Genomic DNA, 15,867 nt, shown 5'->3' on the forward strand with positions numbered 1-15,867 from the left:
CACTGCGGAGAATCACGTTCTTCGTCGGGTCGACCAAACGTCGACGGCGACCGCCGCCACTATGAGCACACCCTTGATGACGTCCTGCCAGTAGGCGGGCACCACCAGGATGTCCAGACCGTTGTTCAGCGTCTGGATGATGAACAGGCCCAACACCGTTCCCCAGATCGTGCCGCGCCCACCCATCAGGCTGGCGCCGCCGATCACCACCGCGGCGATGGCGTCGAGTTCATATCCCTGACCGAGGTTCGGCGGGCCGGAGATGACGCGCGAGGCGAGCATCACACCGGAGATGCCGGCCAGCAGACCGGACAGGGCGTAGACACTGAACAGCACGTTCTTGGCGTTGATACCGGCGATCTCGGCCGCATTGCGGTTGCCGCCGACGGCGTAGACGCGCATGCCGTAGGTGGTCCGCCGCATCACGATCGCCAGCACGATGATGCCGAGAATCATGACGAGCACCGGGATCGTCAGACCGAGGATCTTGGTATTGGCGATGGAGCCGAATTCAGCGGGTAGCCCGTTTATCGGCGCGCCACCGCCGATGACGTAGGCAAGACCGGAGCCGGCTGTCAACGTGCCCAATGTCGCGATGAACGGCGGAACGTTGATGCGGGACACCAGGATTCCGTTGATGGATCCGACCACCAGACCCACGACCATAGCCACCCCGACGGTCATCCAAACCTGCCCAGGGTTGGCCTTCGCCGTCGCCGCGCCGGCCATGGCGGATACCGCGATGACGCTGCCGACCGACAGGTCGATACCACCGGTCAGTACCACCAAGGTCTGGCCGAGGGCGATCAACGCGAACGGCGCTGCCGCGACCAGGATCGTGATCAGGTTGTCGACGGTGCCGAATCGCGCACTGCGGTAACTGAAGTAGGCGATCACCAGCAGCATGATGATGACCATCGAGTAGCGCAGCGCGATACCGCTGATCCACTCGCGGGAGAACAGTTTGACAGGTTCACCGGTGATCGGCGACGTGACCACTGGGGTACCCGACGCCTCGGGCGTGCCTTCGGTGTCGACTTGGGTAGTCACGATCCTGCCTCCGGAGATGTGTTTTCAGCTGGGGTGTTGACGTGGATGGGGCCGTCCAGCGCGGTCGCCATCCGGAAGACCGACTCCTGGACGGCCGGGTGGTCGAGCGCGTCGCGGTCGAGTTCGCCGACGAACGCACCGCCGCGCATGACGAAGGCGCGGTGCGACAACCCGATGATCTCGGGCATGTCCGAGGACGCCATCACCACCGCCATCCCCGCCTGAGCGAATTCGGTGATGATGCGGTAGATCTCACTGCGGGCACCGACGTCGACGCCGCGGGTCGGTTCGTCCAGCAGCAGCACGTTGACATCGCCGGTCAGCCAGCGGGCCAGGACGACCTTCTGCTGGTTGCCGCCGGAGAGCGTGCCGACGAGTTGGCCCATCCCCTTGCTGCGTAACCGGACCGACGCCATCACCTCGGAGACAGCTTTGGTGCGCGCCTTGCCCTTGAGCCAACCGGCGATGCTGAACGACGACAGCCGTGGCAGGGATCCGTTGTCCAGCACGCTCATCGACAGCACGACACCGGAGATCTTCCGGTCCTCGGGGACCATCGCCATACCCTCGGTGATCGCTGCGGCTGGCGCGTTGCGTTTGACCTTGCGGCCGCGGACGAAGATATCGCCGGACGTGGTGCGCTTGGCGCCGAAGATCGCTTCGAGCAGCTCGGTCCGGCCGGCACCGACCAGGCCGGCCAGACCGACAATCTCCCCGGCGGTGACCGAGAACGACACCGGCTCAGAGGCGCCTTCGACCTGCAGGTCCCGGACTTCGAGTACCGGGTCGGCCTTTGGCGCGACGCGGTCGGGGAACAAGGCGTCCAGCTCACGCCCGATCATCGCGGTGACGATGTCCTCGTCGGACACCTCTGCCAGCGGTTTGTCGAGGATCAGGCCGCCGTCGCGAAGCACCACGACGCGGTCTGCGATGGCACGGATTTCGGCCATCTTATGGGTGGTGTAGACCATGGCGACGCCGTGGTCGCGCAGCCTGCGCACGACCGTGTACAACCCTTCGACCTCGCGTTCGGAGATCGCCGAGGTGGGTTCGTCGAGCATGACGACCTGGGCGCCGGTGCGGGCGGCCTTGACGATCTCGACGATCTGGCGCAGGCCCACCGGGAGACTGCCCATGCGCGCGCTCGGATTGATGTCGAGACCGAACACGGCGAGGGCATCCCTGGCCTCGTCGATCATCGCCCGCCGGTTCAGGAAGGGACCGACCTTGAGTTCCCTTCCCACGAAGAGGTTTTCGTAGACCGTCATGTCTTCGATCGAGGCCAGCTCCTGGGGCACGATCGCCACCCCGTGCCTGACGGCGTCACGCGGGTTGCCCGGGGTCAGCTGGTTACCCTTGACTGTGACATCACCGGAATCCGCGCTGTACTGTCCGCTGACAATCTTCATCAGAGTCGACTTGCCCGCACCGTTCTCGCCGGCCAGCGCGGTCACGGTGCCGGGCTCGAGATCGAGCGTGATGCCCTTGAGCACGGGCACGCCACCGAAACTCTTAGTGATGTCGGCGCATTCGAGGATCGCCGAGCTCATGACAGACTCACCACCACTTTGACGTTCTCGGCATCCGCGGATGCGGTGAAGGCTTCCGCGGATTGCTCGAAATCGAACCGAGCCGTGATGAATTCGTCGATCGGTACGGCACCGGAGGCGAGCAGGTCGATCGCGGCGGTGTAGTCCTCCCTGACGTACATCAGGTTGCCGATCAGGGCCAGTTCACGGTCCTGGATCAGATCGAGCCGAACGGGGGTGGCGCCCGCCGCGACACCGACGATCATGATGGCGCCACCTTTGTCGACCAGGTCGATGGCCTGGGCCACCGAGCTCTCCCTGGAGACGCAGTCGATCACCACTGCCGCGGGTCCGCCCAGCACTGCCAGTGCGGATTCCACCGCATCGGCGGCGGTCGGATCGAAAGTTCCCGCCGCGCCAAGCCGTTCGGCGCGCTCGCGCTTGGAAGCCAGCAGATCGGCCACCACCACCTTGGCGCCCGCGTGGCGCAGGGCCGATAGCACGAACAGTCCGATGGGCCCGGCACCGATCACTACGACCGGACGGTCCCGCAGGTCGCCGACAGCCTCGGCGGCCCGGCGCACGGCGTGGATGGGGGTGGCCAGCGGCTCGATGAGGACGGCATGGTCGTCGTCGAGTTCGGGGTTGAGTGCGATCACCCGGTCCGCCGCCACGGTGAAGCTGTCGGCCAGGCCGCCGGGGGTCTGGCAGCCCAGCACCAGCAGTTCCCGGCAGATGTTGTAGCGGCCTGCTGTGCACTGGGTGCAATGCCCGCAGGCCAGGTTCGGCTCGACCACGACGCGGGTGCCGATCCACGATTCGTCGACGCCGTCGCCGACCGCATCCACAATGCCGATCACCTCGTGACCGGGGCGGTACGGCAGGTCGATGAACGGGTGGCGGCCGCACGCAGCGTGCGTATCCGAACCACAGATGCCGACGACGGTGCCGCGGATGCGCACCTCACCGGCAGCAGGGCCGGCCTCCGGCACGGACTCGATGACGACGTCGTCGATGGAGTTGACCACTACCCGGCGGTTGATGCCCTCTTCCCGCGGGCCGACCGGGACGGGACTCACCATGCCGTGTACCCCCCGTCGGCGACCAGCACCGAACCGGTGATGAAGGAGGCAGCGTCGCTGGCCAGGAACACCACGCTGGGCGCGATCTCCTCGGGCATGGCGTACCGCTGCTGAGGGGCGTCGTCGATCCAGTAGCGCTTCAGATCGGGGCGATCGACGGGCGCCATCTCGGTCTTGCAGTATCCCGGCGCGACCGCGTTGACCCGGATCCCGAGCGGAGCCCATTCGGCGGCAAGGGATTTCGTGAGGTGGTGCACGGCAGCTTTGGAAGCGTTGTAGGCGGGCTGCATCTGCGGGCGGTTGACGATGATGCCCGACATCGAACCGATGTTGACCACCGAACCCGAGCCGCGCTCACGCATGTGTGCCCCGACCGCGAGCGAGCAGGCCCACAGCGCCTTGACATTCAGGTCGAAGACGTCGTCCCACTGTTCGTCGGTGACCACCCAGGATTCGCCGTGGTAGCAGGTACCGGCATTGTTGACCAGGATGTCGATATGCCCAAGCGCGTCAATTGCTTCCGCGGTCATCCTGGCGACATCGGCCGATGAGGTGATATCGGCGGTGATGGCGTGCAGCGGGTGGCCTTCGGCCGCCGCCTCACTGACCACCTTCTCGTTGCGCTCGGCGCTGCGGCCGGCGATGGCAACCGTCGCACCCGCTTCGGCGAGACCGAAGGTGAAGGCCCGGCCCAGGCCCTGGTTACCTCCGGTGACGAGGGCGGTGCGGCCGGAGAGATCGAACGGGGAACGTTTTGTCATCAGGGATTCACAATCGACTTGAGGCTGGCAGGGTCGGTATCGCTGTCGAGGGCATCGGCCACGTGTTCCAGGTCGTAGCGGCCGGTGACCATCCCGTCGAGGTCGACGGCACCCGACTGTACGAGATGGATTGCAGCAGGCCAGGTGTCGGTATACCGGAACACGCCGGTGACCGTGATCTCGAGGTTCGCGATGTGGCTGACGGGCAGCGGGTACTCATCCTTCCCCATGCCGACCAGGACCACTTTGCCGGCGGGGCCGACGGCCTTGATACCGCTGACGACGGCCGCCGGCACGCCAGTGGCATCGACGAACGCGTCGACCGGTTCAATCCCGGTGACATCGACGACTGTGGGATCCAGCACTTCGGTGGCGCCGAACTTCAGCGCCTTCTCACGGCGGGACTCGACCAGGTCGGTGACGACGATTCGGGAGGCACCGAAGGCACGGGCGGCCTGCGCGCAGATGACGCCGATCGGCCCGGCGCCGGCGATCAGGATCGACGATCCCGGCACGATGCCTGCCTTGCGCATGGTGGTGATCGCCACCGACAGCGGCTCGAGTAGTGCAGCGGCGTCATCGGACATCGAATCCGGTACTGGATGGGCGAAGTCGTCGTCGCTGATGACGTACTTGCAGAATGCGCCATCGATGGGTGGCGTCGCGTAGAACTCCATGAACGGACACAGGTTGTATCGGCCGGCCTTGCACTGTTTGCAGCGGCGGCAGGGGTGCTGCGGCTCGACGGCCACGCGCTGCCCGATCCGACCGGGATCGACGCCGTCGCCGACGGCGGCAATGCGGCCGGACAGTTCGTGACCGAGGATCATCGGCTCGTTGACGATGAAATCGCCGATCCGGCCATGGCGGTAGTAGTGCACGTCGGAGCCGCAGACGCCGACGGCGGCGACCTGCACGAGCACCTCGTGCGGGCCGGGGGTCGGGACGGGCCGTTCTTCGATCACCAGGCGGCGGACGCCGGTCATCACGCTGGCCCTCATGGTGTCATCAACGGTGCTGGTCATGATGTCCTTCTCTGTGTTGACAGTGGTTGCGGTGCATCAGAATCAGAGGCATCCAGTAACAGCGACCGCCCGACCACCAGGAATTGCGCGCCAGCCGACAAGCACAGTGGCGCAACGGCTTCGGTAACCCCGCCGTCGACCGCCACCGGAAGCTCAGCGGCGCAGGCTTCGACGACGTTGAGTTGGCCCAGTGAGCATTTGTCGCGGGTGCCCGGCTGGATGAGCATGACGAGCACACCATCGGGGGCAGCCGGCCAGCTCGGGGTGCCGTGGCCGTCCCATTCCTGCCAGACCGCGATCCACGCCGCACCGTCCGCCGCCCGGACCGCGTCGGCGCGCTCCTCGGTGAATGCCTGCCAGGGCAGAAACACCGCCCCAGGGCGCAGCGGCAGGATCTTCGGCAGCACGGCGTCGACGAAGTCCGGAGAGCCGATCAGGTGCACCCCGATCCGGGTGCGCTCGACGACGGCCGAGATCATCTGCAGCTCAGCCAGACTCACCCCGGCAGGCAGCCCTTCCGAGGCAGCCATCACATCGATATGGACGTCGAGTCCGGCCTCGGCGAGAGTCTGGGCGGCGACCACCCGGGAGCCCGGTGCGGCATACACCGAACCGGCGAGTGATCCGGGAAAGTCGTTGTGCCACGGGGCAAGTGCGGTCATCGGGCACCGGCGTTGTCGAGGATTGGCGCTTGGGCGACCGAGGCCCACCGGGTGCGCAGGGCGGCCAGATCCCGGCCGTGCGCGCGGGGTGCGACGCGCTCCCTGGCGTCGGGCAGCCACCGCTTGGCCAGATCGATCAGCCCGGCCCGGTCGGTCCTGGCGGCGACAGCGGCGGCCTGAATACAGGCGCCGCGGGCCGTGGCTTCGTCGACGTCGGGCAGCGTCACCTCGTCATCGAGCAGGTCGGCCAGCAGCTGCAGCGTGGCACGCGAACGTGCCCCGCCCCCGACAGCCGTTGCCGCACCGCCGAGTTCGACACCGCAGGCACGCAGGCTGTCACGGCCGGACAACAGTGACAGCAGCGGGCCTTCGACGAAGGCGCGGGCGAGCTCTTCTCTCGTGGTCTGTGAGGTGATGTCGAGCAGGCCGCCCCTGGCATCGGGACGGTCGGGGGTCCGCTCACCGTCGAAGAACGGCACCAGCACCGGGCCCTGGGTCGGACCGGCAGCCAGCGCCAGCTCCGCCAGACCGCCGAGGTCGGTACCGAGCAGCACTGCCGCGCGGTCGGAGACGCGGGCGGCGTTGAGCGTGCTCATCAGCGGCAGGTAGCCGCCGGTCATATCGGCGACGCCGTCGACGGCACCGGTGGTGTCGAAGACCGGACCCCGCGACGACGTCGCGACGACACCCGAGGTGCCGATGCTGAAGTACTGATCGCCGTCGGTGAGCCCAAGGCCGAGGTAGGCGGCGTGCTGGTCGCCACCGCCCGCGGCCACCAGGACGTCGGCGCCGAGACCCAGTTCAGCTGCAGGCGCCGGGCGCACCGTGCCCGCGGCGTCGGCGGGACCGAGAACGTTGGGCAGTTTCCCGGCCCAGTCCCGGTCGCCCGCGGCGAGGTCGAGATACGACGTGATCCATTGTCCTGCAACGGCATCGAAGTAGCCGGTACCCGATGCGTCGGATCGGTCGGTGACCCGCTCTCCGGTCAGCCAGTACGTCAGGTAGTCGTGCGGAAGCAGGAGGGTCGCCACCCGGTCGAGTAGCCCGGGCTCGTGTTCGGCGATCCAGGCAAGCTTGGCGATGGTGAACGCCGCGGTGGGCAGTGACCCGATCCGCATCACCCAGCGACGCGCACCGATTCGGTCGACGAGCCGGGCCAGGTTGGGCGAGCCGGTGGTGTCGTTCCAGAGTTTGGCGGCGCGCAGCACCTCACCGCGCTCGTCGAGCAGGACGAGCCCGTGGCATTGCGCAGCGACAGAGATCGCGCGCACGTCGAGCTGCTGTTCGCAATCGGCCATCGCGGCGCGGGCGGCAGCAACGAATGCGCTCACCCATTCGCGCGGCTGCTGCTCGCTACACGGCGGGAAGGCGGGGGGATGCGGCGCCGAGCCGCGGCCGAGCAATCGACCGGTGGACAGCTCGCGGACCTCGACCTTGCACGACTGGGTGGACGAGTCCACGCCGAGTACGGCTGCGGTACTCATGACGACGCTCCGGGTGCCACCACTCGCGCCGATTCGTCGCCCGGCCGGATGCCGCGCGCCCCGACTCCCCCGGCGGGATGGCTGTCGACGACATCGTGAAGGGTGTGTCCACGCAATGCCATCGCCACGACAGCCAGTGCGTCGCCCCAGGCGCCGACGGCCAATGTGCTGGCCATGGCGATCATGTCGCCGGGGTCGGCGTCGGCCAGGGTCGGCGGCAGTGCGACCACCGTCGTGGCGGCCGAGGCGAACGGCGATTCAGCGTTCTCGGTGAGCGCGACCACCTCGACGCCGCGGCGCACGAGACGGTCGGTCAGGGTGGTCAGCTCAGTCGAGCGCCCCGTCTTCGAGATGGCGAGCACCATGTCGCTCGCGGTGATTGCGCCGATACCGCCGTGCAGCGCATCCATCGAAGGCAGATAGACGGCCGGGGTTCCGCACACCGACAACAGATGCGCCAGCCGCTCGGCCATGATCCCCGATGTGCCGGAACCTGTGGTCACCACCTTGCCGCTGATGCCGAGGATCTGGCGGGCGACGGCGACGATCTGCGCTTCGACTTTCCCCGTCAGAGCGGCAACAGCACGGGATTCGCGGGCGAGGACAGCACCGGCCAGGCCGGTCAAGTCGTCGTCGCCAGCGCTCATATGTGAGTTCCTCCGCTCAGAATGTTGTGAGCTAGATCATGCAGTCGCGTATGCTCAGCTGTCAAGGCGTCCGCTCAGATGAGCAGACCCTAGCGCGAGGAGGGCAAACGGGATGGGGCCGGACGAGCTGTTTCAGCGCGCGGTGGTGGCGCGGCGGTACTACCTGGAAGGCCGCACCCGCGTTCAGATCGCCGACGAATTCGGCATCTCCCGATTCAAGGTCACCCGAATGCTGGACGAGGCGGTGGCCTCCGGAATGGTGGAGATCACCATCCACAACCCCGGCTCGATAGACGTCGAACTGTCCACCGCCCTGCAGCGCCACTACGACCTCGAACACGCCTATGCCGTTGTAGCGGACACCGACAGCCCCGCCGACCGGGTGGACGCCGTAGCAAAAGCGATGGCCGAGCTACTCGTCTCGATCCTGCGCGACAACGACGTGGTCGGGGTGGACTGCGGCCGGACCCTGGCCCGGGTGGCGGGGCATCTGACGACGTTGCCGATCTGCGATGTCGTCCAGTTGACCGGGATGGCCGGCACGATCACCACCAACGGTGCTGATCTTGTGCGCCGGATCAGTGAGATCAGTGGCGGCAAATCGTGGCCGCTGTATGCGCCGCTGGTGGTCTCTGATGCCCGGACCGCCGAGAGTCTTTCGAGCACCATGCAGATCCAGGAGACCGTCGCCCGCCAGGGCAAAGTCACCTGCGCGATCGTCTCGGTGGGCGCCTGGACGCCGGGCGCCTCGCAGGTCTATGAGTTGCTGACCCCGGAGGAGGCCGCGCAACTGCAGTCCGCCGGGGTCGCCGCCGAAACCTGCGCACTACTGCTTGACAGCGAAGGAAACCGGATACCGGGTCTCGACGAGCGCCGGATGGGAGTCGACGAGCAGACCCTGCGGGCCATTCCGACCCGCATCGCCGTGGCGACGGGCCACGACAAGATCAATGCCACCAGGGCGATCCTGCGTTCGGGTCTGGTGTCCTCGATCGTGACCGATACCGAGATCGCCGCCGCGGTGCTGGTTTAGGCGCCCGGTCGACCGACGCACAACGCGTGTCGATGCGGAGGAGCGCGAACATCAGACCGGAATGCTTGTACCGGTTTCCTTTTCGGCGAACCGCACCAGTTCCGCGGCCAGGCCGTAGTCACACGCTGCGGCGGAGCGACCGGCCAGCACCGGCCCACCCCTGAGACCGCGAATGCCGTCGATGCCCACATAGCTGCCCGGCGGAATGGGTTCGGAGATGCAGTACAGCGTCGGGGCCGCGCCGGCGTCGATATCGTTGGCGAGCACGCCGGCCGCCGTCTGAACGACTTTGTGGAACACCGACATCAGCGGCGTGTCAGAGACATTGCTCAGGTTCGAGGCCACCCAGCCCGGATGTGTCAGGTAGGTGGTCACCGGCGCATCCGCTGCCCGTAGCCGTCGGTCGAGCTCGAGACCCCACAGCATCACCGCCATCTTGGACCGTGCGTAAGCCGGGAACGAGGAGAATTTCTGCACTCGCAGGTGCGGGTCCTCCATCCGCAGGTTCGACGATTTGTGTGCATCCGATCCCACGTTGATGATCTGCGAGCGCACCCGCGGGAACAGCAGGTTCGTCAGCGCGAACGGCCCGAGGAAGTTCGTACCCAACATCATCTCGAAACCGTCGACGGTGTCGGAACGCTTCTGCACTACTGCACCGGCGTTGTTGATCAGGATGTCGATATCCCCGTCGAGCAGATCCGGGAACTTGCGCACCGAGGACTGATCGGCGAGATCGAGTTTCACCACGGAGGTCGTGCCGCCGATCTCCGCGGCTCGCTGCGCACCGAGCTCGGTATTGCGCACGGCCAGGATGACATGTGCTCCTGCGTCCACCAGGGCGCGTGCGGTGGCCAGGCCCACTCCATTGGTGGAGCCCGTCACGACGATGCGCTTACCGGTCAAGTTGCCGAGTCGGGTCGGCGACCACTGAGACGTCACGGCCTGAGACTAACCTCGCCGCACTGCCGCTGGGGTGCGGCATGATCCTCGAGGTGACCTACGCATTCGACCCAGAACTTCTGCCTACCATCGATATGTTGCCGAAGCGGACGTCAGTGGTGGTTCCCGTCGAGGAATCCCGCAGACAGATCGATGAGCTGTTCAGCTCCCTCATCGGTGACATCGACCGCACCGGCGTCGAACTGGTCCATGAGGAAGCGCCCGGCCCGGCCGGCGCGGTCCCATTGCGGATCTTCGTCCCTGACGTCCGCACGACGCGCGGTGCGGTGTACGACGTCCACGGGGGCGGGTTCACCGTGGGATCCGCAGCCATGGACGATGCTGCCAATATCGCAATGGCCCGCGAGTTGGGTGTGGTCGTCGTCTCCGTCGAATATCGATTGGCGCCGGAGACTCCGTTCCCGGGACCGTTGGAGGATTGCTATGCCGGCCTGGTCTGGGTCGCGGAGAACACCGAACGCCTGGGCATCGATCCCGCCAACATCGTGATCCACGGCGTCAGCGCCGGTGGCGGATTGTGCGCCGCACTCGCACTATTGGCCCGCGACCGTGGTGGGCCGGCCATTGCGTTTCAGTACCTGGGCGTGCCGGAACTCGACGACCGCCTGGCCACCACCAGCATGCAGAGCTACGTCGACACCCCACTGTGGAACCTGCCGGCGGCGGAGAACAGCTGGGACAGCTATCTCGGCAAGGGCGTCCGCGGGACCGCGGACGTGTCGCCGTATGCCGCGCCGTCCCGGGCCACCGATCTGACCGGCCTACCACCGGCCTACATCTCCGCGATGCAGTTCGATCCGCTGCGCGATGAGGACATCGCCTACGCACAGGGGCTGCTCGCGGCCGGTGTCACAGTCGAATTGCACCTGTTTCCTGGCACATTCCACGGTTCGATGCTGGCTGTCGGCGCCGCCGTCAGCAAGCGGGAAGCGGCCGAAGCTATCGCCGTGCTGCGGCGGGCGCTGAAGGTGCCCGACTGAACAGTCGCTGCCCATTGGCGCAAAACTAGACACAAATCCGGTCATGTCTACCAAGATGGCGAGGATGTTGAGTTCAGCCGGCGGTGATGGGGCCCGATGACTGATAGTGCCCGCGAGATCGAGAACCTGATCTACCGCTACGCCGAACTGATCGACGCCGGCGATCTGGACGGAGTTGCCGCCCTGTTCGCCCACGGCCGCATCTGCGGTGTGGAGAACGGCCCGCCCGAGACGGTGTTCGACGGCGCCGACCGGGTCAGACAGATGTATGACATGGCCACCCGGCTCTACGACGACGGCACCCCGAAGACCAAACACCTGACCACCAACGTGCAGATCCGGGTGAACGACACTTCGGGCACCGCCGAGAGCGGGTCCTACTACTGCGTCACTCAGGCGACCCCGGAGCTGCCGCTGCAGGTGATCATCACCGGTCACTACCGGGACACCTTCCACCGCGTCGACGGCCAGTGGTGGTTCGACAGCCGGACCATGTTCATCGACCAGGTCGGCGACGTGAGTCATCACCTCAAATGGTGACCGAGACGAGGCATCGGGCTCCATTCGACATCGCCGCGGTGATGAAGTCGGCGCAGGACAAAGAACAGCTGGTGGACTGGGGCCCGGTGCCGTTCGAGGAACCCCTCGCGGTACTGCTGGACAGTTACGCGGCCGCCGACCTCAACGACATCGGGGTGTACATCCTGCGTTCTGGCATCGTGCACAGCCTGCGGATGCGTTTGCGCGCCCAGGAGTGGATCCGGCGGCACCCCGAGATCACCGACGAGTTGATCGTTGCTCCGATCGTGGTGGTCGGGATGATGCGCAGCGGCACCACCCTGCTGCAGCGCCTGCTTGCCGCGGACCGGCGTTTCCACTGCGCATACGGCTGGGAAGTTGTCGAGACCGCACCCCAGCTGGACCAGGACTGGTCGATTCTCGACCCGCGAATCGCGATCAGCGAAGCGCGCGAAGCGAAGTCGCGGCAACTCGCACCCGAGCTCTTCGCCATCCATCCGATGTACGCCCGGGAACCGGAAGAAGAAATAGTCTTCCTCTCCGATGCCTTCCTGTCGCACGTGCCCGAGGCCGGTGCGCACCTGCCCGCCTATCGGAACTGGATCGACCGCCAGGACTTCGGTCCGGCATACGCTTACCTGTACCGCATGTTGCAGTTCCTGCAATGGCAGAAGCGCCAAAGGGGTATCACTGCGGGGCGCTGGATACTGAAATCGCCTGCGCACCTTGGCTATCTCGATACGCTGCGGGCTCAATTCCCCGATCTGCACGTCGTGCACATGCACCGCGACCCGCGTGACACCATCGCATCAGGAGCGAGCCTGAACGCCACCCTGCACGCCATGCACACCGACACCGTCGACCTGCATCGAGTGGGCGCCGAATGGATCGAGCGGATGGGCTGGACCAATGACCGTGCGATGCGGACCAGAGACATCTGGTTCGACGAGCAGTCCCGCGTCACCGATATCGAATTCGCCGCCGCGGTCGCCGACCCCATCGGCCAGGTGTCGCGGGTTTACGACGCGACTGGGGTGCTACTGACGGCGGAGGCGGAGACGGCGATGCGCCTCTGGCTCGACCACCGGCCGCGGGAACTCGGCCGCCCGCGCTATGGACCCGACACCTACGGTCTGAGCGACGCCCAGATCGACGAGCGGTTCGCCGAGTACACCAAGCGATTTCGAGGGGAAGTCAATGCCCGATAATCCGGTCGCCACCGAAGAACAGCACGAGCAGGAACTGGCAGCCCTCGAGCTGACCAGCCACCCGACCGTGCAGGCTGCCTACCGCACCGTGGCCGAGACCTGGTTGGGGCGGGCGAAGGCCTCCGACGCGATGCGTGAGCGGTTCGACGCCGCGTTCGCCGAAGTCATGTTCTCGGCTGCGGTGTGGTCGTCCAACCAGGACAAGCTGCGCCCGAAAGTCACCTGTATCACCCGCCTGGCCCACCCGGTAGCCGGCCGCGATATCCCCGGATCACGTTGGGGCATAGACAATCCCGATAGTGTGTATCGGGTTATACCGATCTCAGGTGATGAGCGCTACGAGATCCGCGGCCGCGTCGGCGAGCACCGGATGACCGAGAATTACTTCACCCTGTGGGATGCCAGTATGGGCACCGTCGCGGTCCTCAACGGCCGGACGATGGAGGTCGACTCCGACGGGTCGTTCACCATCACGGTCGATTCTGATCCCGCGGGTGGACGTCCCAACCATGTGCAGTCCACTCCGGACGCCCACGAGTTCTACATCCGCGACGTCCTGCTGGACTGGGGTCGCGATGATCCCAATCATTTCACCGTCGAGCGGATCGGTTCCGCACCAAGCACATCCGCGCGCACCGTCGACCAGCAAGCCGAAGCGACCGCGGCAATGATGGCGCACTTCGCCAACTTCACCGGCAAGCTCAGTCACGGCATCTACAAGATGCCCGCCAATGCCTTCAACCTCGCCTGGTCGGCCGACAAGGTCGGCGCCATGCGTAACCAGGTGTACGTGATGGGCCGTTTCGACCTGTCCCCCGGTGAGGCGTTCGTGGTGGATGTCAGCGACGGTGGCGCCGAATACTTCACGGTGCCCCTGAGTAATATCTGGGGCACCACACTGGAACTCGTCGACCGCACCGGGAGCCTCAACAAGGCGCAGTCGGTGCCCAACGAGGACGGCACCTACACCTACGTGATCTCCCCCACGGACCCGGGCACGGCGAACTGGATCGACTCCGACGGCCTGCGTGAGGGCATCCTGACTCTGCGGATGGCGGAATTCGGCGGTGTGGAGTGCGAACGTGGGCCCAAAAACGACTTAGCCGCGCGGGGCCGCGTGATCCAGCTCGACGATCTCGACAAAGAGGTGCCGTTGCTGCGCCGGGTCACCGCGCAGGAGCGAAAGATCGAACTCACACAACGCCGTGCCGCGTATCTGCGCCGCCTGCCGGAAGGGACGATCTGAGATGGGCTGCTGGTTGGTCACCGGATGCTCCACGGGTATCGGGCGCGAGATTGCCCGCGCCGCATTGGAATTTGGACACAATGTGGTGGCGACTGCGCGCCGGGTCGAGTCCGTACAGGATCTGGTCGACGAGTTCGGTGATCGCGCGCTGGGCATCGCACTTGACGTCACCGACAAGGACTTGATCGCCGACGCGGTGGCCGCCGCGGAGGCCGCGTTCGGCGGAATCGACGTGCTGGTCAACAATGCCGGCAACGGATACCTGTCGGCAGTCGAGGAAGGCGAGGACGCCAAGGTCCGATTGTTGTTCGACACCAACTACTTCGGCGTCGTAGACACTATCAAGGCGGTGCTGCCGTCGATGCGCGAACGCGGCTCCGGGCACATCATCAACATCTCGTCGATGACGGGACTGGTGGCCAATCCGCCCAATGCGTACTACTCGTCGACGAAGTTCGCGCTCGAAGCGCTCACCGAGGCGCTTGCCCAGGAGGTCAAACCGCTGGGCATCAAGGTGACCGCCATCGAACCCGGCGCTTTCCGCACCGACTGGGCCAAACGGTCTATGTGGGAATCAGCCTCTCCGATCAGCGATTACGACGAGGGCGTCGGCACGCGAAAAACTCTCATCAAGGAGTTCGCCGACCACCTGCCCGGTGATCCTCGCAAGGTCGCCGATGCGGTGCTGATGGTCGCAGGCCTCGACGAGCCGCCGCTGCGTCTGCTGCTCGGGCGCGATGTGCTCAAAGCGGTCCGCGAGAAAATGGCCGCACTGTCTGCCTCGATCGACGAATGGGAGCCCGTCACCAAGGACGTCAACTTCCCGAAGGGCTCGTGATGGACAGCCAGGGTGGGACCCTCGACGGACGGACCGCGTTCATCACCGGCGCCGCCCGCGGGATGGGCAGGGCGCACGCGCTGAAACTCGCGAGTCAGGGTGCCGACATCGTCGCGATGGACATCTGCGCCGAATTCGAGTCCACCGATTACCCGGGCTCGACCCCCGACGACCTGGCCACCACGGTGAAACTCGTCGAAGACCTCGGCCGTCGGATCCTCGCCCGGCAAGCCGATGTCCGTGATGCCGACGCGGTGGCAGCGGTGGTCGCCGACGGTGTCGCCGAGTTCGGCGGACTCGACATCGTGATCGCCAATGCCGGCGTCATCCGGTTGACCGATGCCGAGGACCGAGCCCGGGTGTTTCGCGACGTCGTCGACGTCAACCTGATCGGCGTGTGGAACACCGTGGACGCCGCCATCCCGGCACTGATCGCGGGCGGGCGCGGTGGTTCGATCGTGCTCGCGAGTTCGACCGCTGGCATCAAAGCCTCCAATACCGACCGGCCCGGCCTCCAGGCCTACGCCGCATCCAAGCGCGCGCTGGTCGCGCTGATGCAAGGCTGGGCAGCCCAGCTGGCACCACATTCGATCCGGGTGAACACCATTCATCCCAGTGGCGTGGCGACAGACATGATCATCAACGACACCACCATCGCCCTGTCCGCTTCAGGCGACCCCTGGCTTGGCACCCAGCAGAACGCGCTCCCGATCGCCCTGCTGGCGCCTGAGGACATCGCCACCGCGGTCGCCTGGTTGGTATCGCACGACGCCAGGTTCATCACCGGCACCAGCTGGCCACTGGACGCGGGGTTCTCGCTGCGCAGTCATTAGTCTGCGG

Annotated in this window: 16 protein-coding genes; 7 read left to right on the forward strand and 9 right to left on the reverse strand. The window is 66.2% G+C overall.

Features of this window, described 5'->3' with window-relative positions; all coding sequences use genetic code 11:
• Positions 1 to 12: 12 nt before the first annotated feature.
• Genes H7J73_RS22695 through H7J73_RS22730 form a run of 8 tightly spaced genes read right to left on the reverse strand, consistent with a single transcriptional unit; the run spans position 13 to position 8,240 of the window.
• The gene (locus tag H7J73_RS22695; protein ID WP_264069963.1) at positions 13 to 1,050 is read right to left on the reverse strand and encodes an ABC transporter permease; all 1,038 of its coding nucleotides are present in this window, start codon (positions 1,048 to 1,050) and stop codon (positions 13 to 15) included.
• On the reverse strand, positions 1,047 to 2,600 hold the full coding sequence (locus H7J73_RS22700; protein WP_264069964.1) for a sugar ABC transporter ATP-binding protein: 1,554 nt from the start codon (positions 2,598 to 2,600) through the stop codon (positions 1,047 to 1,049). Before H7J73_RS22700 ends, H7J73_RS22695 begins: the two co-directional genes overlap by 4 nt.
• Positions 2,597 to 3,661, reverse strand: a complete 1,065-nt coding sequence (locus H7J73_RS22705; RefSeq protein WP_264069965.1) for a zinc-dependent alcohol dehydrogenase — start codon at positions 3,659 to 3,661, stop codon at positions 2,597 to 2,599. The genes H7J73_RS22700 and H7J73_RS22705 overlap by 4 nt, the downstream gene beginning before the upstream one ends.
• Complete coding sequence (locus H7J73_RS22710; RefSeq protein WP_264069966.1) at positions 3,655 to 4,422, reverse strand: SDR family NAD(P)-dependent oxidoreductase; 768 nt, start codon at positions 4,420 to 4,422, stop codon at positions 3,655 to 3,657. Before H7J73_RS22710 ends, H7J73_RS22705 begins: the two co-directional genes overlap by 7 nt.
• A complete protein-coding gene (locus H7J73_RS22715) occupies positions 4,422 to 5,447 on the reverse strand; it encodes an NAD(P)-dependent alcohol dehydrogenase (protein WP_264069967.1) in 1,026 nt (341 codons plus the stop codon). Before H7J73_RS22715 ends, H7J73_RS22710 begins: the two co-directional genes overlap by 1 nt.
• Complete coding sequence (locus H7J73_RS22720) at positions 5,444 to 6,109, reverse strand: beta/alpha barrel domain-containing protein (protein ID WP_264069968.1); 666 nt, start codon at positions 6,107 to 6,109, stop codon at positions 5,444 to 5,446. Before H7J73_RS22720 ends, H7J73_RS22715 begins: the two co-directional genes overlap by 4 nt.
• Positions 6,106 to 7,593: a xylulokinase gene (gene xylB / locus H7J73_RS22725; protein WP_264069969.1), complete on the reverse strand. Its 1,488-nt coding sequence runs from the start codon at positions 7,591 to 7,593 to the stop codon at positions 6,106 to 6,108. The genes H7J73_RS22720 and xylB overlap by 4 nt, the downstream gene beginning before the upstream one ends.
• A complete protein-coding gene (locus H7J73_RS22730) occupies positions 7,590 to 8,240 on the reverse strand; it encodes an SIS domain-containing protein (protein ID WP_264069970.1) in 651 nt (216 codons plus the stop codon). The genes xylB and H7J73_RS22730 overlap by 4 nt, the downstream gene beginning before the upstream one ends.
• Before the next feature lie 112 nt (positions 8,241 to 8,352).
• Between H7J73_RS22730 and H7J73_RS22735 the strand changes: the two genes are divergently transcribed.
• A complete protein-coding gene (locus H7J73_RS22735; protein ID WP_264069971.1) occupies positions 8,353 to 9,273 on the forward strand; it encodes a sugar-binding transcriptional regulator in 921 nt (306 codons plus the stop codon).
• Positions 9,274 to 9,324: 51 nt separating this feature from the next.
• On the opposite strand, the gene H7J73_RS22740 is transcribed toward H7J73_RS22735, so the two are convergent.
• Positions 9,325 to 10,215, reverse strand: coding sequence for an SDR family NAD(P)-dependent oxidoreductase (locus tag H7J73_RS22740; protein WP_264069972.1), 891 nt, complete (start codon positions 10,213 to 10,215; stop codon positions 9,325 to 9,327).
• Between the two features lie 53 nt (positions 10,216 to 10,268).
• Between H7J73_RS22740 and H7J73_RS22745 the strand changes: the two genes are divergently transcribed.
• The 6 genes from H7J73_RS22745 to H7J73_RS22770 all read left to right on the forward strand — a co-directional run bounded on the left by H7J73_RS22745 (position 10,269) and on the right by H7J73_RS22770 (position 15,860).
• On the forward strand, positions 10,269 to 11,216 hold the full coding sequence (locus tag H7J73_RS22745; protein WP_264069973.1) for an alpha/beta hydrolase: 948 nt from the start codon (positions 10,269 to 10,271) through the stop codon (positions 11,214 to 11,216).
• A gap of 96 nt (positions 11,217 to 11,312) precedes the next feature.
• Positions 11,313 to 11,756 (forward strand): nuclear transport factor 2 family protein, encoded by a 444-nt coding sequence (locus H7J73_RS22750; RefSeq protein WP_264069974.1) that lies wholly within the window; start codon positions 11,313 to 11,315, stop codon positions 11,754 to 11,756.
• Between the two features lie 41 nt (positions 11,757 to 11,797).
• Positions 11,798 to 12,943: a sulfotransferase family protein gene (locus tag H7J73_RS22755; RefSeq protein ID WP_276031670.1), complete on the forward strand. Its 1,146-nt coding sequence runs from the start codon at positions 11,798 to 11,800 to the stop codon at positions 12,941 to 12,943.
• On the forward strand, positions 12,933 to 14,189 hold the full coding sequence (locus H7J73_RS22760; RefSeq protein WP_264069976.1) for a hypothetical protein: 1,257 nt from the start codon (positions 12,933 to 12,935) through the stop codon (positions 14,187 to 14,189). Before H7J73_RS22755 ends, H7J73_RS22760 begins: the two co-directional genes overlap by 11 nt.
• Position 14,190: 1 nt before the next feature.
• Positions 14,191 to 15,027, forward strand: a complete 837-nt coding sequence (locus H7J73_RS22765; RefSeq protein WP_264069978.1) for an oxidoreductase — start codon at positions 14,191 to 14,193, stop codon at positions 15,025 to 15,027.
• Positions 15,027 to 15,860, forward strand: a complete 834-nt coding sequence (locus H7J73_RS22770; RefSeq protein ID WP_264069979.1) for a mycofactocin-coupled SDR family oxidoreductase — start codon at positions 15,027 to 15,029, stop codon at positions 15,858 to 15,860. The genes H7J73_RS22765 and H7J73_RS22770 overlap by 1 nt, the downstream gene beginning before the upstream one ends.
• Positions 15,861 to 15,867 lie beyond the last annotated feature (7 nt).

The sequence above is a fragment of the Mycolicibacterium komossense genome (assembly GCF_025822605.1).
Lineage (GTDB): Bacteria > Actinomycetota > Actinomycetes > Mycobacteriales > Mycobacteriaceae > Mycobacterium > Mycobacterium komossense.

Bases quoted from the DNA above. Each gene is read 5' to 3' on its own strand.
- H7J73_RS22735 (WP_264069971.1), top strand. From the start codon at position 8,353: ATGGGGCCGGACGAGCTGTTTCAGCGCGCGGTGGTGGCGCGGCGGTAC.
- H7J73_RS22715 (WP_264069967.1), bottom strand. From the start codon at position 5,447: ATGACCAGCACCGTTGATGACACCATGAGGGCCAGCGTGATGACCGGC.
- H7J73_RS22750 (WP_264069974.1), top strand. From the start codon at position 11,313: ATGACTGATAGTGCCCGCGAGATCGAGAACCTGATCTACCGCTACGCC.
- H7J73_RS22760 (WP_264069976.1), top strand. From the start codon at position 12,933: ATGCCCGATAATCCGGTCGCCACCGAAGAACAGCACGAGCAGGAACTG.
- H7J73_RS22710 (WP_264069966.1), bottom strand. From the start codon at position 4,422: ATGACAAAACGTTCCCCGTTCGATCTCTCCGGCCGCACCGCCCTCGTC.
- H7J73_RS22730 (WP_264069970.1), bottom strand. From the start codon at position 8,240: ATGAGCGCTGGCGACGACGACTTGACCGGCCTGGCCGGTGCTGTCCTC.
- xylB (WP_264069969.1), bottom strand. From the start codon at position 7,593: ATGAGTACCGCAGCCGTACTCGGCGTGGACTCGTCCACCCAGTCGTGC.
- H7J73_RS22755 (WP_276031670.1), top strand. From the start codon at position 11,798: ATGAAGTCGGCGCAGGACAAAGAACAGCTGGTGGACTGGGGCCCGGTG.
- H7J73_RS22765 (WP_264069978.1), top strand. From the start codon at position 14,191: ATGGGCTGCTGGTTGGTCACCGGATGCTCCACGGGTATCGGGCGCGAG.
- H7J73_RS22720 (WP_264069968.1), bottom strand. From the start codon at position 6,109: ATGACCGCACTTGCCCCGTGGCACAACGACTTTCCCGGATCACTCGCC.
- H7J73_RS22770 (WP_264069979.1), top strand. From the start codon at position 15,027: ATGGACAGCCAGGGTGGGACCCTCGACGGACGGACCGCGTTCATCACC.
- H7J73_RS22705 (WP_264069965.1), bottom strand. From the start codon at position 3,661: ATGGTGAGTCCCGTCCCGGTCGGCCCGCGGGAAGAGGGCATCAACCGC.
- H7J73_RS22700 (WP_264069964.1), bottom strand. From the start codon at position 2,600: ATGAGCTCGGCGATCCTCGAATGCGCCGACATCACTAAGAGTTTCGGT.